Source organism: Flavobacterium ardleyense, from assembly GCF_033547075.1.
Classification (GTDB): Bacteria; Bacteroidota; Bacteroidia; order Flavobacteriales; family Flavobacteriaceae; genus Flavobacterium; species Flavobacterium ardleyense_A.
Map to the genome: position 1 here is coordinate 1,120,461 of NZ_CP137891.1, position 20,065 is coordinate 1,140,525.

Annotated in this window: 15 protein-coding genes and 2 tRNA genes; 8 read left to right on the plus strand and 9 right to left on the minus strand. The window is 36.6% G+C overall.

Annotated elements, in window-relative coordinates; all coding sequences use genetic code 11:
• Window positions 1–140: 140 nt before the first annotated feature.
• The 6 genes from SBO79_RS04850 to polA form a co-directional block, all read right to left on the minus strand.
• A complete protein-coding gene (locus SBO79_RS04850) occupies window positions 141–608 on the minus strand; it encodes a hypothetical protein (protein WP_318642485.1) in 468 nt (155 codons plus the stop codon).
• A gap of 744 nt (window positions 609–1,352) precedes the next feature.
• Window positions 1,353–2,315 (minus strand): translation elongation factor Ts, encoded by a 963-nt coding sequence (tsf, locus tag SBO79_RS04855; protein WP_318642487.1) that lies wholly within the window; start codon window positions 2,313–2,315, stop codon window positions 1,353–1,355.
• Window positions 2,316–2,425: 110 nt separating this feature from the next.
• A complete protein-coding gene (gene rpsB / locus SBO79_RS04860) occupies window positions 2,426–3,271 on the minus strand; it encodes a 30S ribosomal protein S2 (RefSeq protein ID WP_318642489.1) in 846 nt (281 codons plus the stop codon).
• A gap of 243 nt (window positions 3,272–3,514) precedes the next feature.
• A complete protein-coding gene (gene rpsI / locus SBO79_RS04865) occupies window positions 3,515–3,901 on the minus strand; it encodes a 30S ribosomal protein S9 (RefSeq protein ID WP_318642491.1) in 387 nt (128 codons plus the stop codon).
• The gene (gene rplM, locus SBO79_RS04870; RefSeq protein ID WP_318642493.1) at window positions 3,901–4,356 is read right to left on the minus strand and encodes a 50S ribosomal protein L13; all 456 of its coding nucleotides are present in this window, start codon (window positions 4,354–4,356) and stop codon (window positions 3,901–3,903) included. The genes rpsI and rplM overlap by 1 nt, the downstream gene beginning before the upstream one ends.
• A 1,025-nt stretch (window positions 4,357–5,381) precedes the next feature.
• Window positions 5,382–8,189, minus strand: a complete 2,808-nt coding sequence (polA, locus tag SBO79_RS04875; RefSeq protein ID WP_318642495.1) for a DNA polymerase I — start codon at window positions 8,187–8,189, stop codon at window positions 5,382–5,384.
• Window positions 8,190–8,361: 172 nt separating this feature from the next.
• On the opposite strand from polA, the gene SBO79_RS04880 reads away from it, so the two are divergent.
• Window positions 8,362–9,594, plus strand: coding sequence for a metallophosphoesterase (locus SBO79_RS04880; RefSeq protein WP_318642497.1), 1,233 nt, complete (start codon window positions 8,362–8,364; stop codon window positions 9,592–9,594).
• 77 nt (window positions 9,595–9,671) lie between these two features.
• Entirely contained in the window at window positions 9,672–9,968 is a 297-nt protein-coding gene (locus SBO79_RS04885; RefSeq protein WP_318642498.1) for a thioredoxin family protein, read from the plus strand.
• On the opposite strand, the gene SBO79_RS04890 is transcribed toward SBO79_RS04885, so the two are convergent.
• Both SBO79_RS04890 and SBO79_RS04895 read right to left on the minus strand, forming a co-directional pair.
• A complete protein-coding gene (locus SBO79_RS04890) occupies window positions 9,965–10,600 on the minus strand; it encodes a polysaccharide deacetylase family protein (RefSeq protein ID WP_318642500.1) in 636 nt (211 codons plus the stop codon). The genes SBO79_RS04885 and SBO79_RS04890 overlap by 4 nt on opposite strands.
• 66 nt (window positions 10,601–10,666) lie before the next feature.
• Window positions 10,667–13,945 (minus strand): protein O-mannosyl-transferase family, encoded by a 3,279-nt coding sequence (locus tag SBO79_RS04895; protein ID WP_318642502.1) that lies wholly within the window; start codon window positions 13,943–13,945, stop codon window positions 10,667–10,669.
• A gap of 142 nt (window positions 13,946–14,087) precedes the next feature.
• Here SBO79_RS04895 and SBO79_RS04900 point away from each other — a divergent pair.
• The 5 genes from SBO79_RS04900 to SBO79_RS04920 all read left to right on the plus strand — a co-directional run bounded on the left by SBO79_RS04900 (window position 14,088) and on the right by SBO79_RS04920 (window position 18,528).
• Window positions 14,088–14,158 (plus strand) — tRNA-Gln (locus SBO79_RS04900).
• Between the two features lie 625 nt (window positions 14,159–14,783).
• Window positions 14,784–16,340, plus strand: coding sequence for a T9SS type A sorting domain-containing protein (locus SBO79_RS04905; protein ID WP_318642504.1), 1,557 nt, complete (start codon window positions 14,784–14,786; stop codon window positions 16,338–16,340).
• A gap of 402 nt (window positions 16,341–16,742) precedes the next feature.
• Window positions 16,743–17,177, plus strand: coding sequence for an SET domain-containing protein-lysine N-methyltransferase (locus SBO79_RS04910; RefSeq protein ID WP_318642506.1), 435 nt, complete (start codon window positions 16,743–16,745; stop codon window positions 17,175–17,177).
• 65 nt (window positions 17,178–17,242) lie between these two features.
• Window positions 17,243–17,968: an NRDE family protein gene (locus SBO79_RS04915; RefSeq protein WP_318642508.1), complete on the plus strand. Its 726-nt coding sequence runs from the start codon at window positions 17,243–17,245 to the stop codon at window positions 17,966–17,968.
• A 489-nt stretch (window positions 17,969–18,457) separates the two neighbouring features.
• Window positions 18,458–18,528, plus strand: a tRNA-Gln gene (locus tag SBO79_RS04920).
• Between the two features lie 58 nt (window positions 18,529–18,586).
• On the opposite strand, the gene SBO79_RS04925 is transcribed toward SBO79_RS04920, so the two are convergent.
• Window positions 18,587–19,411, minus strand: coding sequence for a universal stress protein (locus SBO79_RS04925; RefSeq protein ID WP_318642510.1), 825 nt, complete (start codon window positions 19,409–19,411; stop codon window positions 18,587–18,589).
• Window positions 19,412–19,595: 184 nt separating this feature from the next.
• On the opposite strand from SBO79_RS04925, the gene rimP reads away from it, so the two are divergent.
• On the plus strand, window positions 19,596–20,060 hold the full coding sequence (gene rimP / locus SBO79_RS04930; RefSeq protein WP_318642512.1) for a ribosome assembly cofactor RimP: 465 nt from the start codon (window positions 19,596–19,598) through the stop codon (window positions 20,058–20,060).
• Window positions 20,061–20,065: the final 5 nt, after the last annotated feature.

The following is a 20,065-nucleotide window of genomic DNA, read 5'->3' on the forward strand; positions in this document are numbered from 1 at the left end:
GAGAGCATTTATTTAGCGAAAGCTATATTTTAAATTTTTTTGAAATGGGCTTTCGCCAAAATTATAGCTTTCAATTGAAATGAGGTGGTTTCAAACGAAAAATTCCTCAAGGTGTATTGGACGAATTAGTTCAACTTTTATTAAAATGAATATTTAAATCCAATCTGATTTTGACCTGCGGTGAGAGTGACTTTAATAGCAGTTGATGCAGCCTTGCTGTCTAACGAATCATTGTACAAATCAATAGCCTTGTTAACCTTTTTTGTATGCCCAATTTTGACTGGTATTGCTACCAACAGCATAATCGCTCCAACGATGGTTGGTGCATATTCGGCATTAACATCTTGCGTAGAATAATACAATAAACTGGTAGTTGTGAGACCTAGTCCTCCATAAAGAAACACATTACCCCAAGTTTTCTTTTCACGTCCTTCGGTATAAAGAGCAAGTGCTTTTGGATTGGTATATAAGATGTCTTCCACTTCTTTTACAGTCCATTTGTTTCCATCAGCATCAAAGACGTTTCCTGAGCCGTTAACAGTTAGGGTTTGAGAGAAGGAGAATAATGATGTTAAAAGAAACGCCAAAAGAATGTAATTATTTTTCATATAATATTTTTGGCGAATATATTGAATCTTATGCTATGTTCTTTGGGAGAATCCGGAAATTATTCTGAAATAGTGGTTGCATAGTCAAAGTCCTGAGAAAGCTATTAAGATATTGAAATAAATCTAAATACGCGAAGTAATCTATATGATCCAAATGAATTTGCAGCTGACAGCTAAAAGCTCACGATTTACTACGACACTTTTTTTTAGTAATTGATATTTGCAGAGTGTATCGCTACATCTACCCACAACAAACTCGGCATCCTCGCATAGGAAGATTTTATAATAGCGAAGCAATTGCAATCGAGACCAAGATTATGTGATTTGCTTCGCCTATTCGCTTTGCTCGGGTCTCCTTCGTCGAAATGACAAGCGTATGTGTTGTAATGATGTGTGAATATCCGCTAGCGTAAACTTGTCATCCTAACATAGGACCCGAGCCAAAGCGAATGGGTGAAGCAATTTCATTTGAGAATCAATCTCATTTCTGAAATGTCATAAATTTATTTCTGGTCATTATATTGTACGCAATTATTATCCGTAAACTTTACTCGGCTGACAGCTGACAGCTAACAGCTAAGAGCTACAAGCTTCGGAGGATAAGAGGATGGAAATAGTGGAGGGGAAGAAAGGAAGATTGGAGGGATTGTCTTTTGTCCAGTCAATGTAAAAATCTATAAAAGCAAAAAAAAATCCCAACTCTTACGAGTCGGGATTAATTTATATAAAATTCAAAACTGTAGATTACCCTAGAGCAACACGTTTGAAACCAGTGATTTCAACATTGTGTTCTTTAACATAAGTACCCACTTTCTTGCTTTCGTCTTTGATGAAATTTTGATCCAATAAACATTTTTCTTGGTCTAAAGTAGTGTTGTCAGAAATGAAACGCTCCATTTTTCCTGGGATAATTTTGTCCCAAATTTGTTCTGGTTTTCCGTCTGCTTTCAATTCTGCTCTTGCATCTTCTTCAGCTTGTTTTAGAACTTCGTCAGTCAATTGGTGACGTGAGATATATTTAGGAACATTTTTTAATGTTTTTCCTAAACGCAATGCTTCTTCATTTTCTTTTTCGATAATCGCAATACGAGCATCAGTTTCAGATGCAACATAGTCAGCATCGAAATCTTTGTATGATAAAGTAACCGCTCCCATTGAAGCAATTTGCATAGAAATATCTTTTGTGAATGTCTCAGCATTGTCAATCTTAGCAGAAATTGCTGTTAGAGCTGCAATTTTGTTCACGTGAACGTAAGAACCTACGAATACACCTTCTAAAATTTCAAACCCACCAATTTCGATTTTCTCACCAATAACTCCTGTTTGCTCGATTAATTTCTCAGCAACAGTCATTCCGTTGAAATCTGAAGCCAAAAATTCTTCTTTTGTAGAAAAATTAATTGCTTTTTCAACCATTTCTTTAGCTAAAGCTACGAAAGATTCGTTTTTACCAACGAAATCAGTTTCACAGTTTAATGTAATGATAGCTCCTTTAGTTTTCTCAGCATTGATAAAACAAACAGCTGCTCCCTCACTTGACTCACGGTCAGAACGGTTTTCAGCAACTTTTTGTCCTTTTTTTCTTAAGTTTTGGATTGCTTCGTCAAAATTGCCCTCAGCTTCAACCAAAGCTTTCTTACAATCCATCATTCCAGCACCAGTAGCTTGTCTTAATTTATTTACGTCTGCAGCAGTTATAGTTGCCATATAGTTTTTTGATTTAAAGATTAAAAGATTGAAAAATTCAAAGATTTAAATACTAATTATAAAACCAGTAAGTAGAATCTTCGAACTCTTCAATCTTTAAAAAATTTTATTTATTCTTCTGTCTTAGCTTCAGTTTCTACCGCTTCAGCAGCCGGAGCTTCTGTAGTTGTAGCCTCTGCTTTAGGAGTAGCCTCTGCAGTTGGAGCAGCTGTCTCAGTCTGAGATGCTGTATCTTCAGTTGCATTGTCATCACCTTCTTTATCAGAAGTTCTGTTTGATAATCCGTCAATGATAGCGCTAGTAACCAAAGTTAAAATCTTATCAATTGATTTTGAAGCATCATCATTTGCAGGGATAACATATTCAACCTCACGAGGATCAGAATTTGTATCGACCATTGCAAAAACTGGAATGTTTAATTTTTGAGCTTCTTTTATTGCGATATGTTCAGCTTTTATATCTACTACAAAAAGAGCAGCAGGAAGTCTAGACATATCAGAGATAGAACCTAGGTTTTTCTCTAATTTTGCACGTAGACGATCTACCTGAAGACGTTCTTTTTTAGACAAAGTCAAGAAAGTACCATCTTTCTTCATTTTGTCAATTGTTGACATCTTTTTTACAGCTTTTCTAATTGTTACAAAGTTTGTAAGCATTCCACCAGGCCATCTTTCAGTGATGTACGGCATGTTAGCTGCTTTTGCTTTCTCAGCAACGATATCTTTAGCTTGTTTTTTTGTAGCTACAAATAATACTTTTCTACCTGATGCTGCAATTTTTGCTAGAGCGTCTTGCGCTTCTTCAATTTTTGCTGCTGTTTTATATAGATTGATAATGTGAATACCATTACGTTCCATATATATGTAAGGAGCCATGTTCGGATCCCACTTTCTAGTCATGTGACCAAAGTGAACCCCAGCTTCTAGTAATTCTTTTACTTCTACTTTGTTTGCCATTTTAATTTTTAGTTTACGTTCTGTTACTTAGCAATGAACTTTTTATTTATTAATCTTAAACTCTCGAATCTTTCAATCTTTAAATTCTTCAATCTTTAAATCTCTAATCCATTTAGATGCTAAACTAATTTCCTATCTGCATAGGAAGCAACAATAACTTTTTTGAATTTGATACAACATTGTTGTAGTATCGATTTTTGTAACTCTGATATTCTGAAAAGAAAATTCGAAAAAAATTCGATATTAACGTTTAGAGAACTGGAATTTCTTACGAGCTTTCTTCTGACCGAATTTCTTACGTTCAACCATTCTTGGATCTCTTGTAAGAAGACCTTCTGGTTTCAAGATTGCTCTGTTTTCTGCGTCAACTTCACACATTACACGAGCAAGAGCCATTCTCACAGCTTCTGCTTGTCCAGTGCTACCACCTCCGTAAACGTTTACTTTTACATCAAAGTTTGAAGCATTTTCTGTCATAGCCAGAGGTTGCATAACTTTGTACTGCAAAGTAGCAGTTGGGAAATACGTTGCGAATTCTTTTTTGTTAACTGTAATTTGTCCCGTTCCTTCTGTAACGTATACACGAGCAACCGCAGTTTTTCTTCTTCCGATTTTGTGGATTGTAGCCATTACTTAAGGTCGTTTAGGTTAACAGTTTTAGGTTGTTGAGCTTCATGTTTATGAGCCGAACCTACATTTACATTTAAGTTTCTGAAAAGTTCAGCACCAAGTTTGTTCTTTGGTAACATTCCTTTTACAGCTTTTTCTACTAAGATTGCAGGGTTTTTCGCCTGTAATACTTTTGCAGTCAAAGATCTTTGACCTCCTGGGTAGCCAGTGTGGCGGATGTACGTTTTATCGTCCATCTTGTTTCCAGTTAGGTTAATTTTTTCTGCATTAATAACGATAACGTTATCTCCGCAGTCCACGTGTGGTGTATAACTTGGTTTGTATTTTCCTCTAAGGATCATAGCGATTTTAGAAGCAAAACGACCTAAGTTATGACCTTCAGCATCTACAACAATCCACTCTTTCGTGACAGTGGCTTTGTTAGCTGACATTGTCTTGTAGCTTAATGAGTTCACAATAATAATTTTTAATTAAACATTCCATCCCCAATAAAGGGGTTGCAAAAGTACAATTAATTATTTTAAAACCAAACCACTTAAAAGAATAATTTAAATAGTTTTCTCGCTGATTATCAACGCGGTATTTATGGGAGTAAAATTTCAAGTATGTTTTAACCCAATGCGTATCTCCAATTAAGTTAGAGTGGGAGATTGCATTCGCAAAAATAGTGATTTCAAGAGAAGTTTTCAAAAGGATATTTTGTTTTTTTTGGAGCTTTATCCCGCTATCCACTATATCTTTTTCTTTTTTCTAAGAAAAAAAGAAAAAGGATGCCGTTGCTATCGGGGCTAGAAAATCCTCGCCATAGTCCAAACCCCATCCTCCCCCCAGCCCCCTCCGAAGGAGGTGGAGCCTGAACGTGAATTAGTTATTGGTGATTTTGTTGTAGGTTAGATGGCTTTACTCGCCGGTTTACTCACGCAAACTTATCATCCGAACTATAGAATATTGCAATACCAAACTGGTACTCACTGAAAATTTTCAACCGAACTAAGCAGGACGCTAATCTCTAACTTGCACCCACGCAAATTTTTACTGATGACGAAGGAAATACGCTAACATCAAACCACCTCCCGCGCAAACTTGTCATCCTGACGAGGGAAGGATCCAATTTGAGACTCAATCTCATATAATCAAGGACGTTATAAATAGTCCTTTTTATGAACCGTAGTATGAGAAAGTTCGAAAGTAAGTTAGTTTTGCACAGTGATGTACAGATATGTGAATTGTACTTTTTGAAAAAAAATTATGATATTTTACACAATAATTACACCTTCAATCGAAGACAAAATCCCCTTCTTTCCCCCGTTCAATCAAAGACGAAAACCTCAAATTTCGCAATCAACTTGTTGTGAGCAGCGTTCTTTCGGCGAAAGCCAAAAAACTTTTTTCGTCGGGATTTTTAATACAAAAAAGAAGGGACTATTCAGAGTATAAAATTATACTTCAAATAGTCCCTAATAGCTTTAATCTCCAATTTCTAATGCGCTTCCAGCCAATCTTTACCCATTCCTAACTCAACAGTCAAAGGCACATCAAGCTTGAATGCATTTTCCATTTCGTGCTTGATAAGTGGCTGAATTTTCTCTAATTCGGAGTTATGAACATCAAACACAAGCTCATCGTGTACTTGCAACAACATTTTGGATTTCCAGTTTTCATCGGTCAATCTTTTGTGAATATTGATCATCGCAATTTTGATAATATCCGCGGCCGAACCTTGAATAGGCGCGTTCACAGCATTACGCTCGGCGGCAGATCTGACCATTGCGTTTTGCGAATTTATATCTTTCAAATAACGACGCCTGCCCGAAATTGTCTCGGCATACCCGCGCTCGCGAGCCAAGTCTATCTGCTCCTGAATATAATTTTTAAGCTGCGGATAACTTGCATAGTACGCATCAATCAAGTCCTTGCTTTCTGCACGTGACAATGAAGTCTGATTGCTCAATCCAAAGGCCGAAACTCCGTAAATAATTCCGAAATTGACCGTTTTGGCGTGGCTTCTCTGCTCGCGGGTGACATCTTCGACTGCGACATTAAATACTTTGGCAGCGGTAGATTTGTGAATATCTTCGTTGGCATTAAAAGCTTCGATCATGTTTTTCTCGCCACTTAAAGCTGCGATAATTCTTAATTCAATTTGAGAATAATCCGCAGAAACAATGGTGTAATTTTCATCTCTTGGCACAAAAGCTTTCCGGATTTGACGGCCGCGCTCGGTTCTAATCGGAATATTCTGCAAGTTTGGATTGTTGGAGCTCAGTCGACCTGTTGCTGCAACCGCTTGCATATATTCGGTGTGAATGCGACCTGTAGAAGCGCAAACCTGCAAAGGCAGCGCATCCACATAGGTATTCTTAAGTTTTATAAGTTGTCTGTATTCTAAAATTTCGGCAACAATAGGATTCTCATCTGCCAGAAGAGAAAGTACTTCTTCGCCAGTTGCATATTGCCCAGTTTTGGTTTTCTTCTGCTTTGCGCCACCAATCTGAAGTTTGTCAAACAAGATTTCACCCAATTGCTTTGGAGATCCAATATTGAAGGTCTCGCCTGCAGTCTCGTGAATTTTAGCTTCTAAATTCTGAATGTCCTTGTCCAATTCGAAGGACAAAGTTTTTAAGAAATCTACATCAAGTCGAATTCCTTCTGTCTCCATATCGGCAAGAACCACAAGAAGCGGAATTTCGATTGTTTCGAAAAGCTTGGTTGCTTCGTTTTCTTCAAGCGATTTTTCGAAAACAGTTTTCAGCTGCCCTGTAATATCGGCATCTTCGACCGCAAATTCTTTTAGATCTTCGAGAGGAACCAACCTCAGGCTAATCAGCGTTTTTCCTTTGCCGATAAGTTCACTCTGTGTCTTTGGAGTGTAATGTAAATATGTTTCAGATAATACATCCATACTATGGCGCATATCCGGATTGATCAAGTAGTGTGCGAGCATCGTATCAAACAATTTTCCCGAAACGGTGATTCCGTAGCGAGACAATACTTTAAGATCGTATTTTAAATTATGACCAATTTTTTCGATGGTTTCACTTTCAAAAAATGGTTTAAATTTTTCGAGAGTTGCTTTTGCTTCATCGGCATTTTCTGGAAGTGGCAAGAAAAACCCTTGGCCTTTTTCCCAAGAAAACGCAAGTCCGACTAACTTGGCTTCTAAGAAATCTGTCGAAGTAGTTTCGGTGTCAATGCTCACAGAGGTCTGCTTGAGTAAATTTTGCAACAGCAATTTTATTCCCATTTCACCCTGAATCAATTGATAAAAATGAGTGGTATTGCTCAAGATATTGAATTGCTGCATACTGATTTCTTCTCCGCTCTCACTAGTGAAAGTCGAAAACAGATCGGGTACGGCATTATTCGCGCTTGGTTTTGTGGCTTTCGCCGAAGGTTCGTCGCCACTATAAAACAGATTGTTAAACTGCTCTGCCATTCTTCTGAATTCCAGTTCCTGAAAAAGCGCTTCCACCTTTTCTGAATCAGGGCGAGTCAATTCGTAATCTGTCTCATTAAAAGTTACATCACAATCGCATATAATGGTCGCCAGCGTTTTTGACATTAACGCTTTCTCATGATTCTCTTCTATATTTTGTTTCATCTTCCCTTTCAGTTGATGCGAATTGGCAAGAAGATTTTCTATAGTTCCAAACTGCTTTAGGAATTTCTTGGCGGTCACTTCGCCAACTCCGGGAATTCCCGGGATATTATCAACCGCATCGCCCATCATTCCCAAAAAGTCAATAACTTGGTCCGGTCTTTCGATTCCAAATTTCTCCAAAACCTCAGGAACGCCCAATATCTCGATTCCATTTCCCATTCGGGCAGGTTTGTACATAAAGATATTTTCGGACACTAACTGTGCAAAATCCTTGTCAGGAGTAACCATATAAACTTGATAATTCTGCTTTTCGGCCTGCTTTGCAATTGTTCCTATCAAATCATCAGCTTCGCAACCTTCCAATTCAACTATCGGAATATGCATTGCTTTCAAAATATCTTGTATATAAGGAATAGCAATTCGGATCGCTTCGGGAGTTTCGCTACGATTGGCTTTATAATCGGTAAACATTTCTGTCCGAACGTGACTTCCACCTTTGTCAAAAGCTACGGCCAAATGATCCGGTCTCTCTCGTTTGATGACATCCATTAGCGAATTCATAAAACCTAAAATCGCCGATGTATCCATTCCTTTTGAGTTGATACGCGGGTTTTTTATAAATGCATAATAGCCTCTAAAGATTAAAGCATAAGCATCAAGCAAGAAAAGTTTTTTTTGTTGTGACATAGAAAAATTTATTGAAGCGTAAAATTAATCAAAGCAACTGAATATGGCTGTCTAAATAATATTTAAAATCTTTTGGATAATCAGGTGCGCAAAACTCAGTTCATCGTTAAAGTTTTCTTTAGCATTCTGCGAAAACATTGTATAAATTGTTTATTTGCATAAAAATTATTGTATGACCCGTTGGATTATCCTCGTAATTGTAGTTTTGGCGGTTGAATTTTACGCCTTCCAAGCAATAAAAAATGCCTTCCGAATTAAATGGATTGCTTATGGTTACGAAATTATAAGTGTAGTAGCACTGATTTTTGTTATTTGGACATTTACCCAATTTGATAGACACGAAGGTCAAACAAAACTTACACTCTATAGTGCGAGTATTTTACTTATACTATCCATTCCAAAAATCATTTTGACTTTAATACTTTTTGGAGAAGATTTGGTCCGACTATTTAATGCAGTCGTTCATTACTTCATGCATCAAGAATCTCTTGAGGGACATATGCCAGACAGACGCAGATTTGTTAGTCAAATAGCGTTGGGTTTGGCAGCAGTTCCGTTCTTTAGTTTGATTTACGGCGTGCTTAAAGGGAAGTACGATTATAGAGTAATTAAGCAGGCGGTGTTTTTTGAAGATCTTCCCGATTCTTTTGACGGTTTTACGATCACTCATATTTCAGATTTACACAGTGGAAGTCTCGATAATCCTGAGAAAATTCAATATGCTGTAGATTTAATCAACGAGCAGAATTCAGATTTGGTAGTCTTTACTGGTGATATTGTAAATAGTCTGGCCAGCGAAATGACTCCTTGGATTGATACTTTTAAGCAAATTCACGATGCGCCTTTTGGTAAATTTTCTATTTTGGGAAATCACGATTACGGCGAATATATTATTTTTGACTCTAGAGAAGAGAAAGAGGCGAATTTTGAAGCTATAAAAGCACTTCATGAAAAAATTGGATTTAAGCTATTGCTAAATGAAAACAAGATTTTGAAAAGAGGCGCGGATTCAATTGCACTAATTGGAGTTGAAAATTGGGGGCACCGCTTTAGAAAGGCGGGTGATTTGAATATTGCTTCTCGAGGTTTGGCAAATTCTGATTTCAAAATATTATTGAGTCACGATCCCTCGCATTGGGAAATGGAGGTCAAGAAAGATCCTCGAAAATACCATCTTACACTTGCTGGGCATACGCACGGTTTTCAATTTGGAATTGAAATTCCCGGCTTTATCAAGTGGAGTCCAGTATCTTTCGTTTACAAACAATGGGCAGGACTTTATGAACATTTAGGTAGGTTTATTTATGTGAATAGAGGGTTGGGTTTTCACGGCTACAGTGGTCGAGTGGGAATTTGGCCTGAGATTACTGTCTTGAAGCTAAAAAAGAAACAAAAAATATCGTAATTGTGTTAATAATAGTACATTTGTATAACTATTTTGCCCGATTTAATTAATAAATTGCCAACATAAAACAATAATAGATGTCAAAATTCGGAGAACTTATACAAGCAAAGACCCCAGTTTTAATTGGCTTTTATGCAGACTGGAATGAGCAGTCGGGAGATATACATCCTATCATTAGAGATGTGGCTGCTGCACTTGGCGATAAAGCAAGAGTGATAAAAATTGATGTCGATAAGAATCAAGAACTTTCTGATGCTTTACGAATCAAGACACTTCCCACTTTGATGATCTATAAAGATGGCCAAATGGTATGGAGACAATCAAATGCGGTTGACGCAAATTCACTTATTACCATAATTGGCGAGTACTTCTAGTCTAGTAATTTACATTCAAAATCATTTTCTTTAAGAAATTGCAGCACTTTTGGCAATGCGAACTGTAAATTTGGCCACGCTTTTTCGCTGTCATGAAAAATGATGATGCTCCCTGCTAGTACATTATTCAAAACATTCTGTAGGCATTCTTCGGGCGTGATTGTCTGATCAAAGTCGGCGCTGAGTACATCCCACATTACAATTTTATAGCCTTTTTGTAAAACTGCTGTTGCTTGGCGCGGAGTAATTTTGCCGTAAGGCGGTCTAAAATACTTCTGCTGCTGATTGGGCAAATTCCCTATCGCATTTTCACATTCTTCAATATTTTTCAAATAAACATCGGTCGAATTTCTCCAACCATTGATGTGGTTTTGGGTGTGATTGCCAACCGCATTTCCAGAATCCAACAACCGCTGAAAAATTTCATGTTGCTCTTCTACGTTTTTTCCAATACAAAAGAAGGTCGCCTTAGCATTGTACTGCTGCAACTGCTGCAAAACCCAATCGGTAATTTGTGGCGTTGGTCCATCATCAAAAGTTAGGTATACTACCTTATCATTCTGCTCCTTGCTCCACATATATCTCGAGAAGATTTTCTTAATAATCCAATGTGTCTTTACCCAGTAAAACATACAAACAATATAATAAAAAAAGGCAGAACATTACTGTCTGCCTTTTTAAAAATAACTCAAAATTTTCTATTCATTCTTGCGACCAAAACGTTTGAAACGCTCATTCATCTGATTAAAACGAACTTTTTCCGTTTTATAGAAACTAGGGTCTTGATCTTGAATGACCAATAACAAACTTCGGTAACGCTCAATATCCGTCATAATAGTAATTGCAATTGCATTCTGACTTGAAGAAGGTAACCCTGCATAGAAATTTAAAGATTCTTGATATTTTCCAGCCAATTTTATAATCAGCGCGCGCCCTTTTGACTCTTCGCCAACGGCATAATATCCTGCTGCAAACGGCTCAAGCATCGTGTAATATCCAAAATAATCCACCGGCATCTCTTTCATTGCAAGATTGATTATATTTTTTGCTTTGTCAATTTTCTCTTCATTGATAAGCTGCTCCATCAATCTAGCCATATTTGTGCGGTAGGTAATGCTGTTTTTTCGTGTTTCGGGATCGTGATAGATTACGGTGCTACCACTATTTCCCCAATGCCAATCCATCACAATCTTGTACATTTTCTCACTATCTATTTGTCCCATATCCAGTGGACTTGCTGCTTTGGCAACTGGATTTTTAAGTGGAACAAGTTTGTATATCAATCCGTCAAGTTGCAGATAATCTTTCATCCACATATAATCGTCATCTCCAAAAGAACCTCCGGTAAAATAAATAGGACGTTTCCAATCATTATTTAGCATAACGTCAAGCATCATAATTCTATTTTTGTATAGCGCCGAACCTTTGATATCTACATCAATATACGGAACGATCGAATCATAATACTGCTCACTTACTACTTTGTTTTTTATAATATGTTCCTTATTAACTGGAATTCTAAGTTTATTTGTTGGGAAGAAATGAAGTTTCTGACCGTTGCGCATTTCTACCATTGTACGTGGATCATCACTTTTGATGAAGTTCATAAACTCGTCAAGTCCAATTCTCGCTTCTGTACGAGGGCTGTAGATTGCTGCATCAAGTTTGTCACCAACATATTGAGAATGTTCAAAAGATATCGGAAGACCTTCGGCCTCATATGATTTGGCTTTCATCGAATCGATATACCAATCAGTCATAAACAAACTAGTATTTACCACTTTAACATCGGTTCTAAAACCTTCAATTTCTTGTGCATACCAAAGAGGGAAGGTGTCGTTGTCTCCAATCGTGTATAAAATGGCATTCGGCTCACATCCTTGCAAATAGTTTTTGGCTATTGCCAAAGCTGTATAGCGGTCAGAACGATCGTGATCATCCCAGTTTTGAGCTGCCATCAATACAGGAGCTGCCAATAAGCAAACTGCAATTACGATAGGACCCGCGATTTTCGGCTGAAGGTATTTTTTGATAAAATCATAGATGGCATAAACTCCAATTCCAATCCAAATCGCAAAGACATAAAACGATCCGACTAAAGCATAGTCACGCTCTCGAGGTTCAAATGGACGCTCGTTAAGGTAGATCTTCAAGGCAAAACCTGTAAACAGAAATAGCACTAACAAGACATAAAAACTTTTCTGATCTTTTTTGGCGTGGAACACCAAACCGATAATCCCCAGAATAAATGGCAAGAAGAAATACGTATTACGACCTTTATTATTCAGCACATCACTTGGTAAATTGTCCTGCGGTCCCAAGTGCATTTCGTCAATAAAAGTAATTCCGCTCAACCAGTTTCCATCAAGATTGTCGTATTTTCCTTGTACATCGTTCTGCCTTCCGGTAAAGTTCCACATCAAGTATCTCCAATACATATAGCCAAACTGATATTCAAACATAAATTTGAAATTGTCTACCGTAGTCGGTTTTTCGATAATCAGATAATCTCCGTAGCTTTTTAAGAATTCAAGATAACCAGAATTGTCAATTTTATCTTGGGCATAAGCGATCCTAAATTCTTTAACCGTTTTGTTAACTTCATTTTGCAATTGCGCGACTGCACCTTGTAACTCTTCGTCACTAATATTCTCGACATCAATTCCATACTTGCCCAGTTCACTTTCGTAGTCGTAGTTGGGATTGATTTTAAACTCTAGCGGATTTGTAAAGTTCATGTAATTTTCGGCATGATCAGTGCTCCACATTCGAGGCAGAATAGTCTTATGATAATCATCGCTATTTTGCTCAGCATCTTTCCAATTATTGGTAATTACATACTTTCCAGTCTTGTAATCACGCTCATAATTTGGTTTTTTGTCCAAATAAGGTTTGTCAGGGTCCAGTCCTGCAAACATCTCTGAGAACTGTTTTCCGTAGAACAATGCATTCGAACCATACTGCTCACGATTGTAGTAAGCCAAAACTTCGGCAGCATCCGAAGGTTTATTTTCGTTAATTACTACATTCGCATTTGCACGAATAGGTAGCATTAGCCAGGTAGAGAATCCGATGAATATAAATAGCACGCAAAGAATAAGCGTGTTATAAAACGGCAAGTTTTTTTTGTTAGTATAATTTAGAAAGTAGTAAAAAAGTCCAATTAAAATCAGCCCAGCAATTATAGTCCCGCTATTGAAAGGCATTCCGAAAGTATTGACCATAAAAACCTCACTTTTCCCGAAGAAGGCAAGCGTCCATGGCAGCAACAATTGGAATATAAACAGGAGGACACCAACCACGATGATATTAGCTATGATAAAATTCTTGGTGGTTATCGTTTGATAATTTTTGAAATAATACAAAAATCCGATCGCAGGTATGGTCAATAATGCCATAAAGTGTACGCCGAAAGTCAGTCCCACTACTAGCGAAATAAGCAGAAGCCATTTATTTCCCCGTGGTAAATGCATTTCTTGCTCCCAACGAAGTCCCAACCAAAACAGCAATGCAATTAAGAAAGACGCCATAGCATATACTTCCGCTTCCACCGCATTAAACCAGAAACTGTCAGAAAATGCGAAAGCAAGCGATCCAACAAAAGCACTTCCAAGCAAAGCAACTTCAGCATTTTGGTCAAGAGTAGCAAAGTTTGAAATGATCTTTTTTAGCAAAATTGTTGTCGACCAGAACATAAATAGGATGGTAAATGCGCTAGAAAATACCGACATCATATTGACCATTAACGCCACTTGCGTGTTTTCTAACGCAAACATTGCAAAGAAAGCACCAAGCATTTGAAATAGTGGCGCCCCTGGAGGGTGTCCTACTTGAAGCTTGGCAGAGGTTGCAATATATTCGCCCGTATCCCAAAAACTCAAGGTCGGCTCTACGGTTAGAGTGTAAGTGATGAGTGCAATTGCAAATGCAGTCCAACCCAAAATCGTATTCCACTTCTTAAAATTAAATGCCATCATATTAAGAGAAAGTATTATTTTTTATCACAACAAAGAAAATGCTTTTTTATGTAACGAAGTAGTAAAAAAAATATTTTCACTTTTTTTCATTTTTTGTTTGCACCATTGAGAAAATGTTATAAATTTGCACCCGAATCAGAATTGGTCTATGGTGTAATGGTAACACAACTGTTTTTGGTGCAGTCTTTCTAGGTTCGAGTCCTAGTAGACCAACAACAATTTGAAAAAACCCTGTAACTTAATTGTTATGGGGTTTCTCTTTTTAGGCAATTTCCGAAATATATTTCTTCAGGGAGATTTTCAACACGACGATAAGTTGCCATTTATTTTACTTTTTTCGAATTATTTGGGTGTTGCGTCGGCTAGAAAATTCGTTTTCAAGTTAGAAATTTTATGAATGCCGCCGCCGGGCTGTCCACTGTATCTTTGCTGCCAGCACGATTAGTTTTCAAAATTCCAAGTTTTGCTTAGGCAGCAAAGGATGCCGTTTCCATCCCTAACACGGAGGAACATTAAGTTGAGGTTTTTGTGCAAAAATCATATATTTGAGTTTCGCTATAGTTTTACTTGAACGATATGAAAATCCGAGCTTTGGTTCATAATTATGCAGTTTGGACACGCGAGCGTCTTGCCCTTGTCCACTATCAAAATTAATAAACTCACCACAATATTGTACTGCTACAAGTTTTATGAACTACTTATTGTAATTTCAAAAATCAGATTTACTACGATCTAACTCGTTGTTTTTACATAACTTAATTTATGTAAAAAATATAAATTGTATTAATTTAAAGTATAAATTGCAATCATAACTGACCGACAATTAAATATTAATATTATGAAATTGAAAATTATTTTATCCGCATTTTTATTTTTTCAATTTTTCAGCAATCAAGCACAAAATGAGTTTATCGATTCGAATTTTGGTACTAACAATGGCTACACGCTTTCGCCAGCATATCAAGGTGATTTAATTCTAAGGGATGTTTTGCAGGTAAATGACAAAATTTATGCTACTAGTATAGGTTTTGATCAAACTTGCTATCTAATAAGATATGATTTAAATGGTATCGTAGATTTAACTTTTGGCACAAATGGATTTGTATTGATGCCTCAAAGTCCAGATGGGTTATTCCTGGGTAACAGATTTAGTCAGCTCAAATTAACAAGCAACAATAAACTTTTATTGATTACAAGCGTACTTCCAGATAATTTTGAAGCCGCAGGCTTTTACATCGCCCAGGTAACCAAAATCAATTTAGACGGTACCTTAGATTTAAACTACGGAACAAATGGAAGCTATTTAAGCAGCTTCGAATTTGGACTACGAACCATAGGTGTCGAGAAATCTAGCGAGGACGGATTAACAATCGTAGGATATAACGGGTACATAGACGATGATAACACTCATACTGTCACCATCCAAAAGATAAACGGCCAAGGTCAGCTCGACACTAATTTTGGCACTAATGGATATATAGATTTATCGTACAATAGCGAGATTTATACACCAGTCTTGGCAAATATCAAAGGTGACTTCGTATATATATTATTTAGTAGTTATGAAGGCAACAATTATATTTCAAAATACAATACTTCTGCTCTGAGCTATGATATGTCTTTTGGGCAAAATGGTATTGTTACTGGAAATTCTAGCACTATGGTCATTGACTACTTTTATATTGATGACGATTCCAACGCGATGTATGTTTCTGGCGGGCGAGTGGTGCAAGTAGCAATGCATTTGGAAACTCTAGTTGTAGTAAAAAAATATGTGAATGGTATTTTAGATTCTAATTTCGGTAATAATGGTGAAGCTATTGTTGACGTGCTTCCAAATACCGCTACTGTCAAATTCGTTCAAAGTATTGAGAAGCACGCGAATAAAATCCTTATTCACGGAGATGTAAACAGCGTTGCAACAGCGCCTTATGATAAAACTTTTTTGGCACAAATCAATATGGATGGAAGTATGGATCAGAATTTCGGTCAAAATGGAGTTATTATAAATGAACTTTTCCCAAGTGATAACAAAACATTTGGATATGTATATAATGAGGATTCCATCATTACTTGTGGTTCTTGTCCAAGTATAGATGGCTTTTATCCTCAAAGGCCTTGCTTGATAAAATATTTAAAAAGCTCTAATTTAAATATCGAAAGTTTCCATAATCAGAATGCTAGATTTTATCCTAATCCAGTTCAGGATTTAATGTATTTTAGAACCGACAAAAATATCGTAAGCATAGATATCTATGATTACTCAGGTAGATTGGTGGGAAAATACAAGTCAGAAGACAACAGCGTAAATATTGTAGATTTGCAATCGGGATTGTATATAGGCGCGGTCAACACCGATGCGGACAGCTACAAAATTAAGTTGGTAAAAAAATAGCTTCTCTTTTTTTCGAATTATTTAAGTGTTGCGTCGGCTACAAATTTAGTTTTCAAGCTAGAAATTTTCTGCAAGCCGCCGCCGGGCTGTCCACTGTATCTTTGCTGCCAGCACGATTAGTTTTCAGAATTCCAAGTTTTGCTTAGGCAGCAAAGGATGTGCTTCGCCAGTTCGCTTCGCTCGGGTCGTTTCCATCCCTAACACGGAGGAACATTAAGTTGAGATTTTTGTTTAAATTCATATTTTTGAGATCAGATGTTACTAAAATTTATCAAAGCAGAAATAATCGATAGTCAATTTCAAATTATTTAATTTTCTAACGTGAGCAACTCTCTCGTGCCTGCAATTATAAAAAAGCACAATATTTACAAAAGTATGGCAGACCATTAAAAAAGATTAAAAATGAAAACCATCTCCTATAATAAAATCGATGCTTCAGAATCCGACTATCTCTATGTCGCGACTTCTCAAATAACAAATTCCGGTAACGGACTTTTTACCGCTATCGATATTTATAAGGACGAAATGATTGCTGTTTTTACGGGCGATATTCTCAACGATTCTCAAGCAGCAGAGCGTGCCGAAAAAGGAAATGACCGATATTTTATAATGATGCCCGACGGATCAACTTTGGATTCTATGAATTCAGATTGTTTTGCAAAATATGCAAATGATGCGAGCGTCAATTCTGAAACTAATTTCAAGAATAATTCGAAAATTGCTTTTGACGATGATGGACATGTTGGCTTAATTGCTTTGCGTAAGATAAAATCTGGCGAGGAGATATTTTGCAGCTACGGAAAAGTGTATTGGAAGAAGTGGTTGAAATTAGTATAGTGGAAATGATTCATTTATTTCGCATCTTGCTTACTAACAATTCTAACTTCATCTAAATTATAATAATGTGTACCGTAAGTTATATCCCCAAAACCGTTGACGGCAGTTTTGTGCTCACTTCAAATCGTGATGAAGACTCAAGGCGCCCAACTATAGCTCCGATGATTTATGATTTCGGAACGGTTCAGCTCGCCTTTCCCAAAGATGAAGTATCTGGTGGGTCTTGGATTGCAATGAGCAATCTGGGGAAGATCAACTGTTTACTTAATGGTGGCATTGGAACTCATACAAAACAAGAGTACCACACAATTAGCCGAGGTACAATTTTAATCGATTTAACCAAATCACAACTTTCAACTAAGAATTTCTTTCAAAATTATCACCTGCACAATGTCGAGCCATTTACAATTGTCTCGATTCAGCATCAAGAGGGCAAGGTGGTTTCTTTAACCGAAGTGATTTGGGACGGAAACAAAAAGCATTTGAGAAATCTCGAAGTCAATCATCCTCATATTTGGTCAGCTGCACAATTATATTCTGAAGAGCAGAAACAATTACGTCAAAAGTGGTTTGAAAATTTCATCAAAAAAAATATATCAAATCTGACTTCCGTTAAAATCGCTGAATTCCATTTTGGAAATCATTCGGAAGATGTTGGAGTGAATGTAATAATGGAACGTGGCGATCTTTTGAAAACGGTAAGTATTACGCAAATTATTTCTCAAAATGAGAACTTGAAAATGAGTTATTCAGATTTGCTTAGAGGTGGTAGGGTGCAAGTGGAGCTATAATTTTTTTATTTTATGTGCACGAATCGGTTTTTTTTTCGAATTGTAAGGATTCAAAATAATTATTTCGCCCTTCCAAAAGCTCATGAACCAAGACTCTAATTTTAATTAATTTTCAATAATACCTTTACGTCCAGGCTCCTCCTCCTTGGTTATTGAGCCCGTCGAAATATCGGAGGAGTTTGGGGAGAATTTGCGTTAGGGATTATCTCATAAGATAATATTTCCATAGGAATTCGATGAATTTCATTTGTAGCGGAAATCTTTATCAGGTCTTTTCGGTCCAGAAAGATTGGGAGTGTAAAGCCCGACTGAAGGGAACGCTCAAAAAAACCAATTGGTCGAAGATAAAAACTTTATTATTCTTTAATTTCTGATTGCTTTGGGTGTTATTATTGGAACTTTACAGCGCAAAATAAAACATATTGCCAATTTCCTTATTTTCATTTGGAACTTTCAAAATAATGCATAAGTTTGCAGCCGCGTAGCAATTGGTCTATGGTGTAATGGTAACACAACTGTTTTTGGTGCAGTCTTTCTAGGTTCGAGTCCTAGTAGACCAACAAAAAAACTCCTCAAATTATGAGGAGTTTTTTTTATGTTTATTTTTCAAAAAATTTCTTAGATTTTAAACGTCACCATAGGAATAGAGGTGCGATTCACTAAATCTTCACTGATACTACCGTTAAGCAATCTCGCCATTCCAGTACGACCATGTGTACAGATTGCGATAAGATCGGCATTTACGGTATGTGCAAAATTTAAAATTCCTTTTTCAATATTTGCATCGTTGTAAATGAATTTCTTTAAGTGAGACATCTCAAAACGATCGGCAAAATCAGTCATCATTTTCTCCGCAACTGCAGTAGTTTTAAAGCTATTAGGAGTATTAATCATTACTAGTTTTAATTCTGCGTCAAGCATATCTGCAAATTTTAATACCTTCTTGAATGGTTCATTTACTTCATCTGTAAAATCTGATGCAAAAATCATATTTTTAGTTTTAAAATGATCTGTCTCATTTTTAATAACTAAGACAGGCACCTCAGACGAACGCACAACCTTTTCAGTATTCGATCCAATAAACATTTCTTTGAATCCGCTTGCACCATGAGATCCCATTACTACTAAATCAATATCATTTTCTTTAGAAATTGCTAAGATTCCTTCAAATGCACGTTCAAATTGTACTATGTTGCTCGCTTTTACATCAGAAAGCAAATCGCTTTTTGTTAGATCATCAATTCGTTGGACAGCCATTTTCTTGTAAAGCATAATTTCTGGAATTTCACTTCCACGATCTAAAGCATCACTTGTCTGTTGCGGCAACTCAAGCATATGGAGTAAAACAATTTCGGCATCGTGCTCTTTTGCAATTTGAACAGCAACCTTTAAAGCATTTGTTGCGTGCTTAGAAAAATCGGTAGGGACTAATATTTTTTTCATAAAGGATGTTTTTTTAAGGGTTGATATAATTATTTATTAGTGTAATTTGATTGTTTATAAAGGTAGGAAAAATTTAACATTCAGCAATGCTTTTAATTTTACAAAAAAAATCACTACATTTGCACCGTTATTTATTAGAATACTAGATAATGAGGGGACAGTAGTCCCCTCTTTTTATAAAATTATGACATTTAGAGAAAAAGTTTTAAATTTACTAGACGAAGCTATAGCTAGCCATCCCTCACTTTTTTTGATTGATCTGGAAATTACAGATGCTTTCAAAATTATTGTGGCAATTGATGGAGACAATGGCGTTACATTACAAGATTGCATCGATATTAGTCGCGCAGTAGAGAATAATTTGGATCGTGAAGAACAGGATTTCTCTCTTGAAGTAGCTTCGGCAGGAGTTTCTAAGCCTCTAAAAAATGTTCGTCAGTACAAGAAGAATATTGGCCGTACTCTAAAAGTAAAAACAGCAAGTGAAACTATTGAAGGAATTTTAACCTCAGTAGATGATGAAAAAATCACCTTAGAGTGGGAAGCACGGGAGCCCAAAAAGTTAGGGAAAGGTAAAGAAACAGTACAGAAAAGGCAAGATGTGCTTTTTGCAGATATAAAAGAATCAATCGTTATTATAATATTTTAAAATAA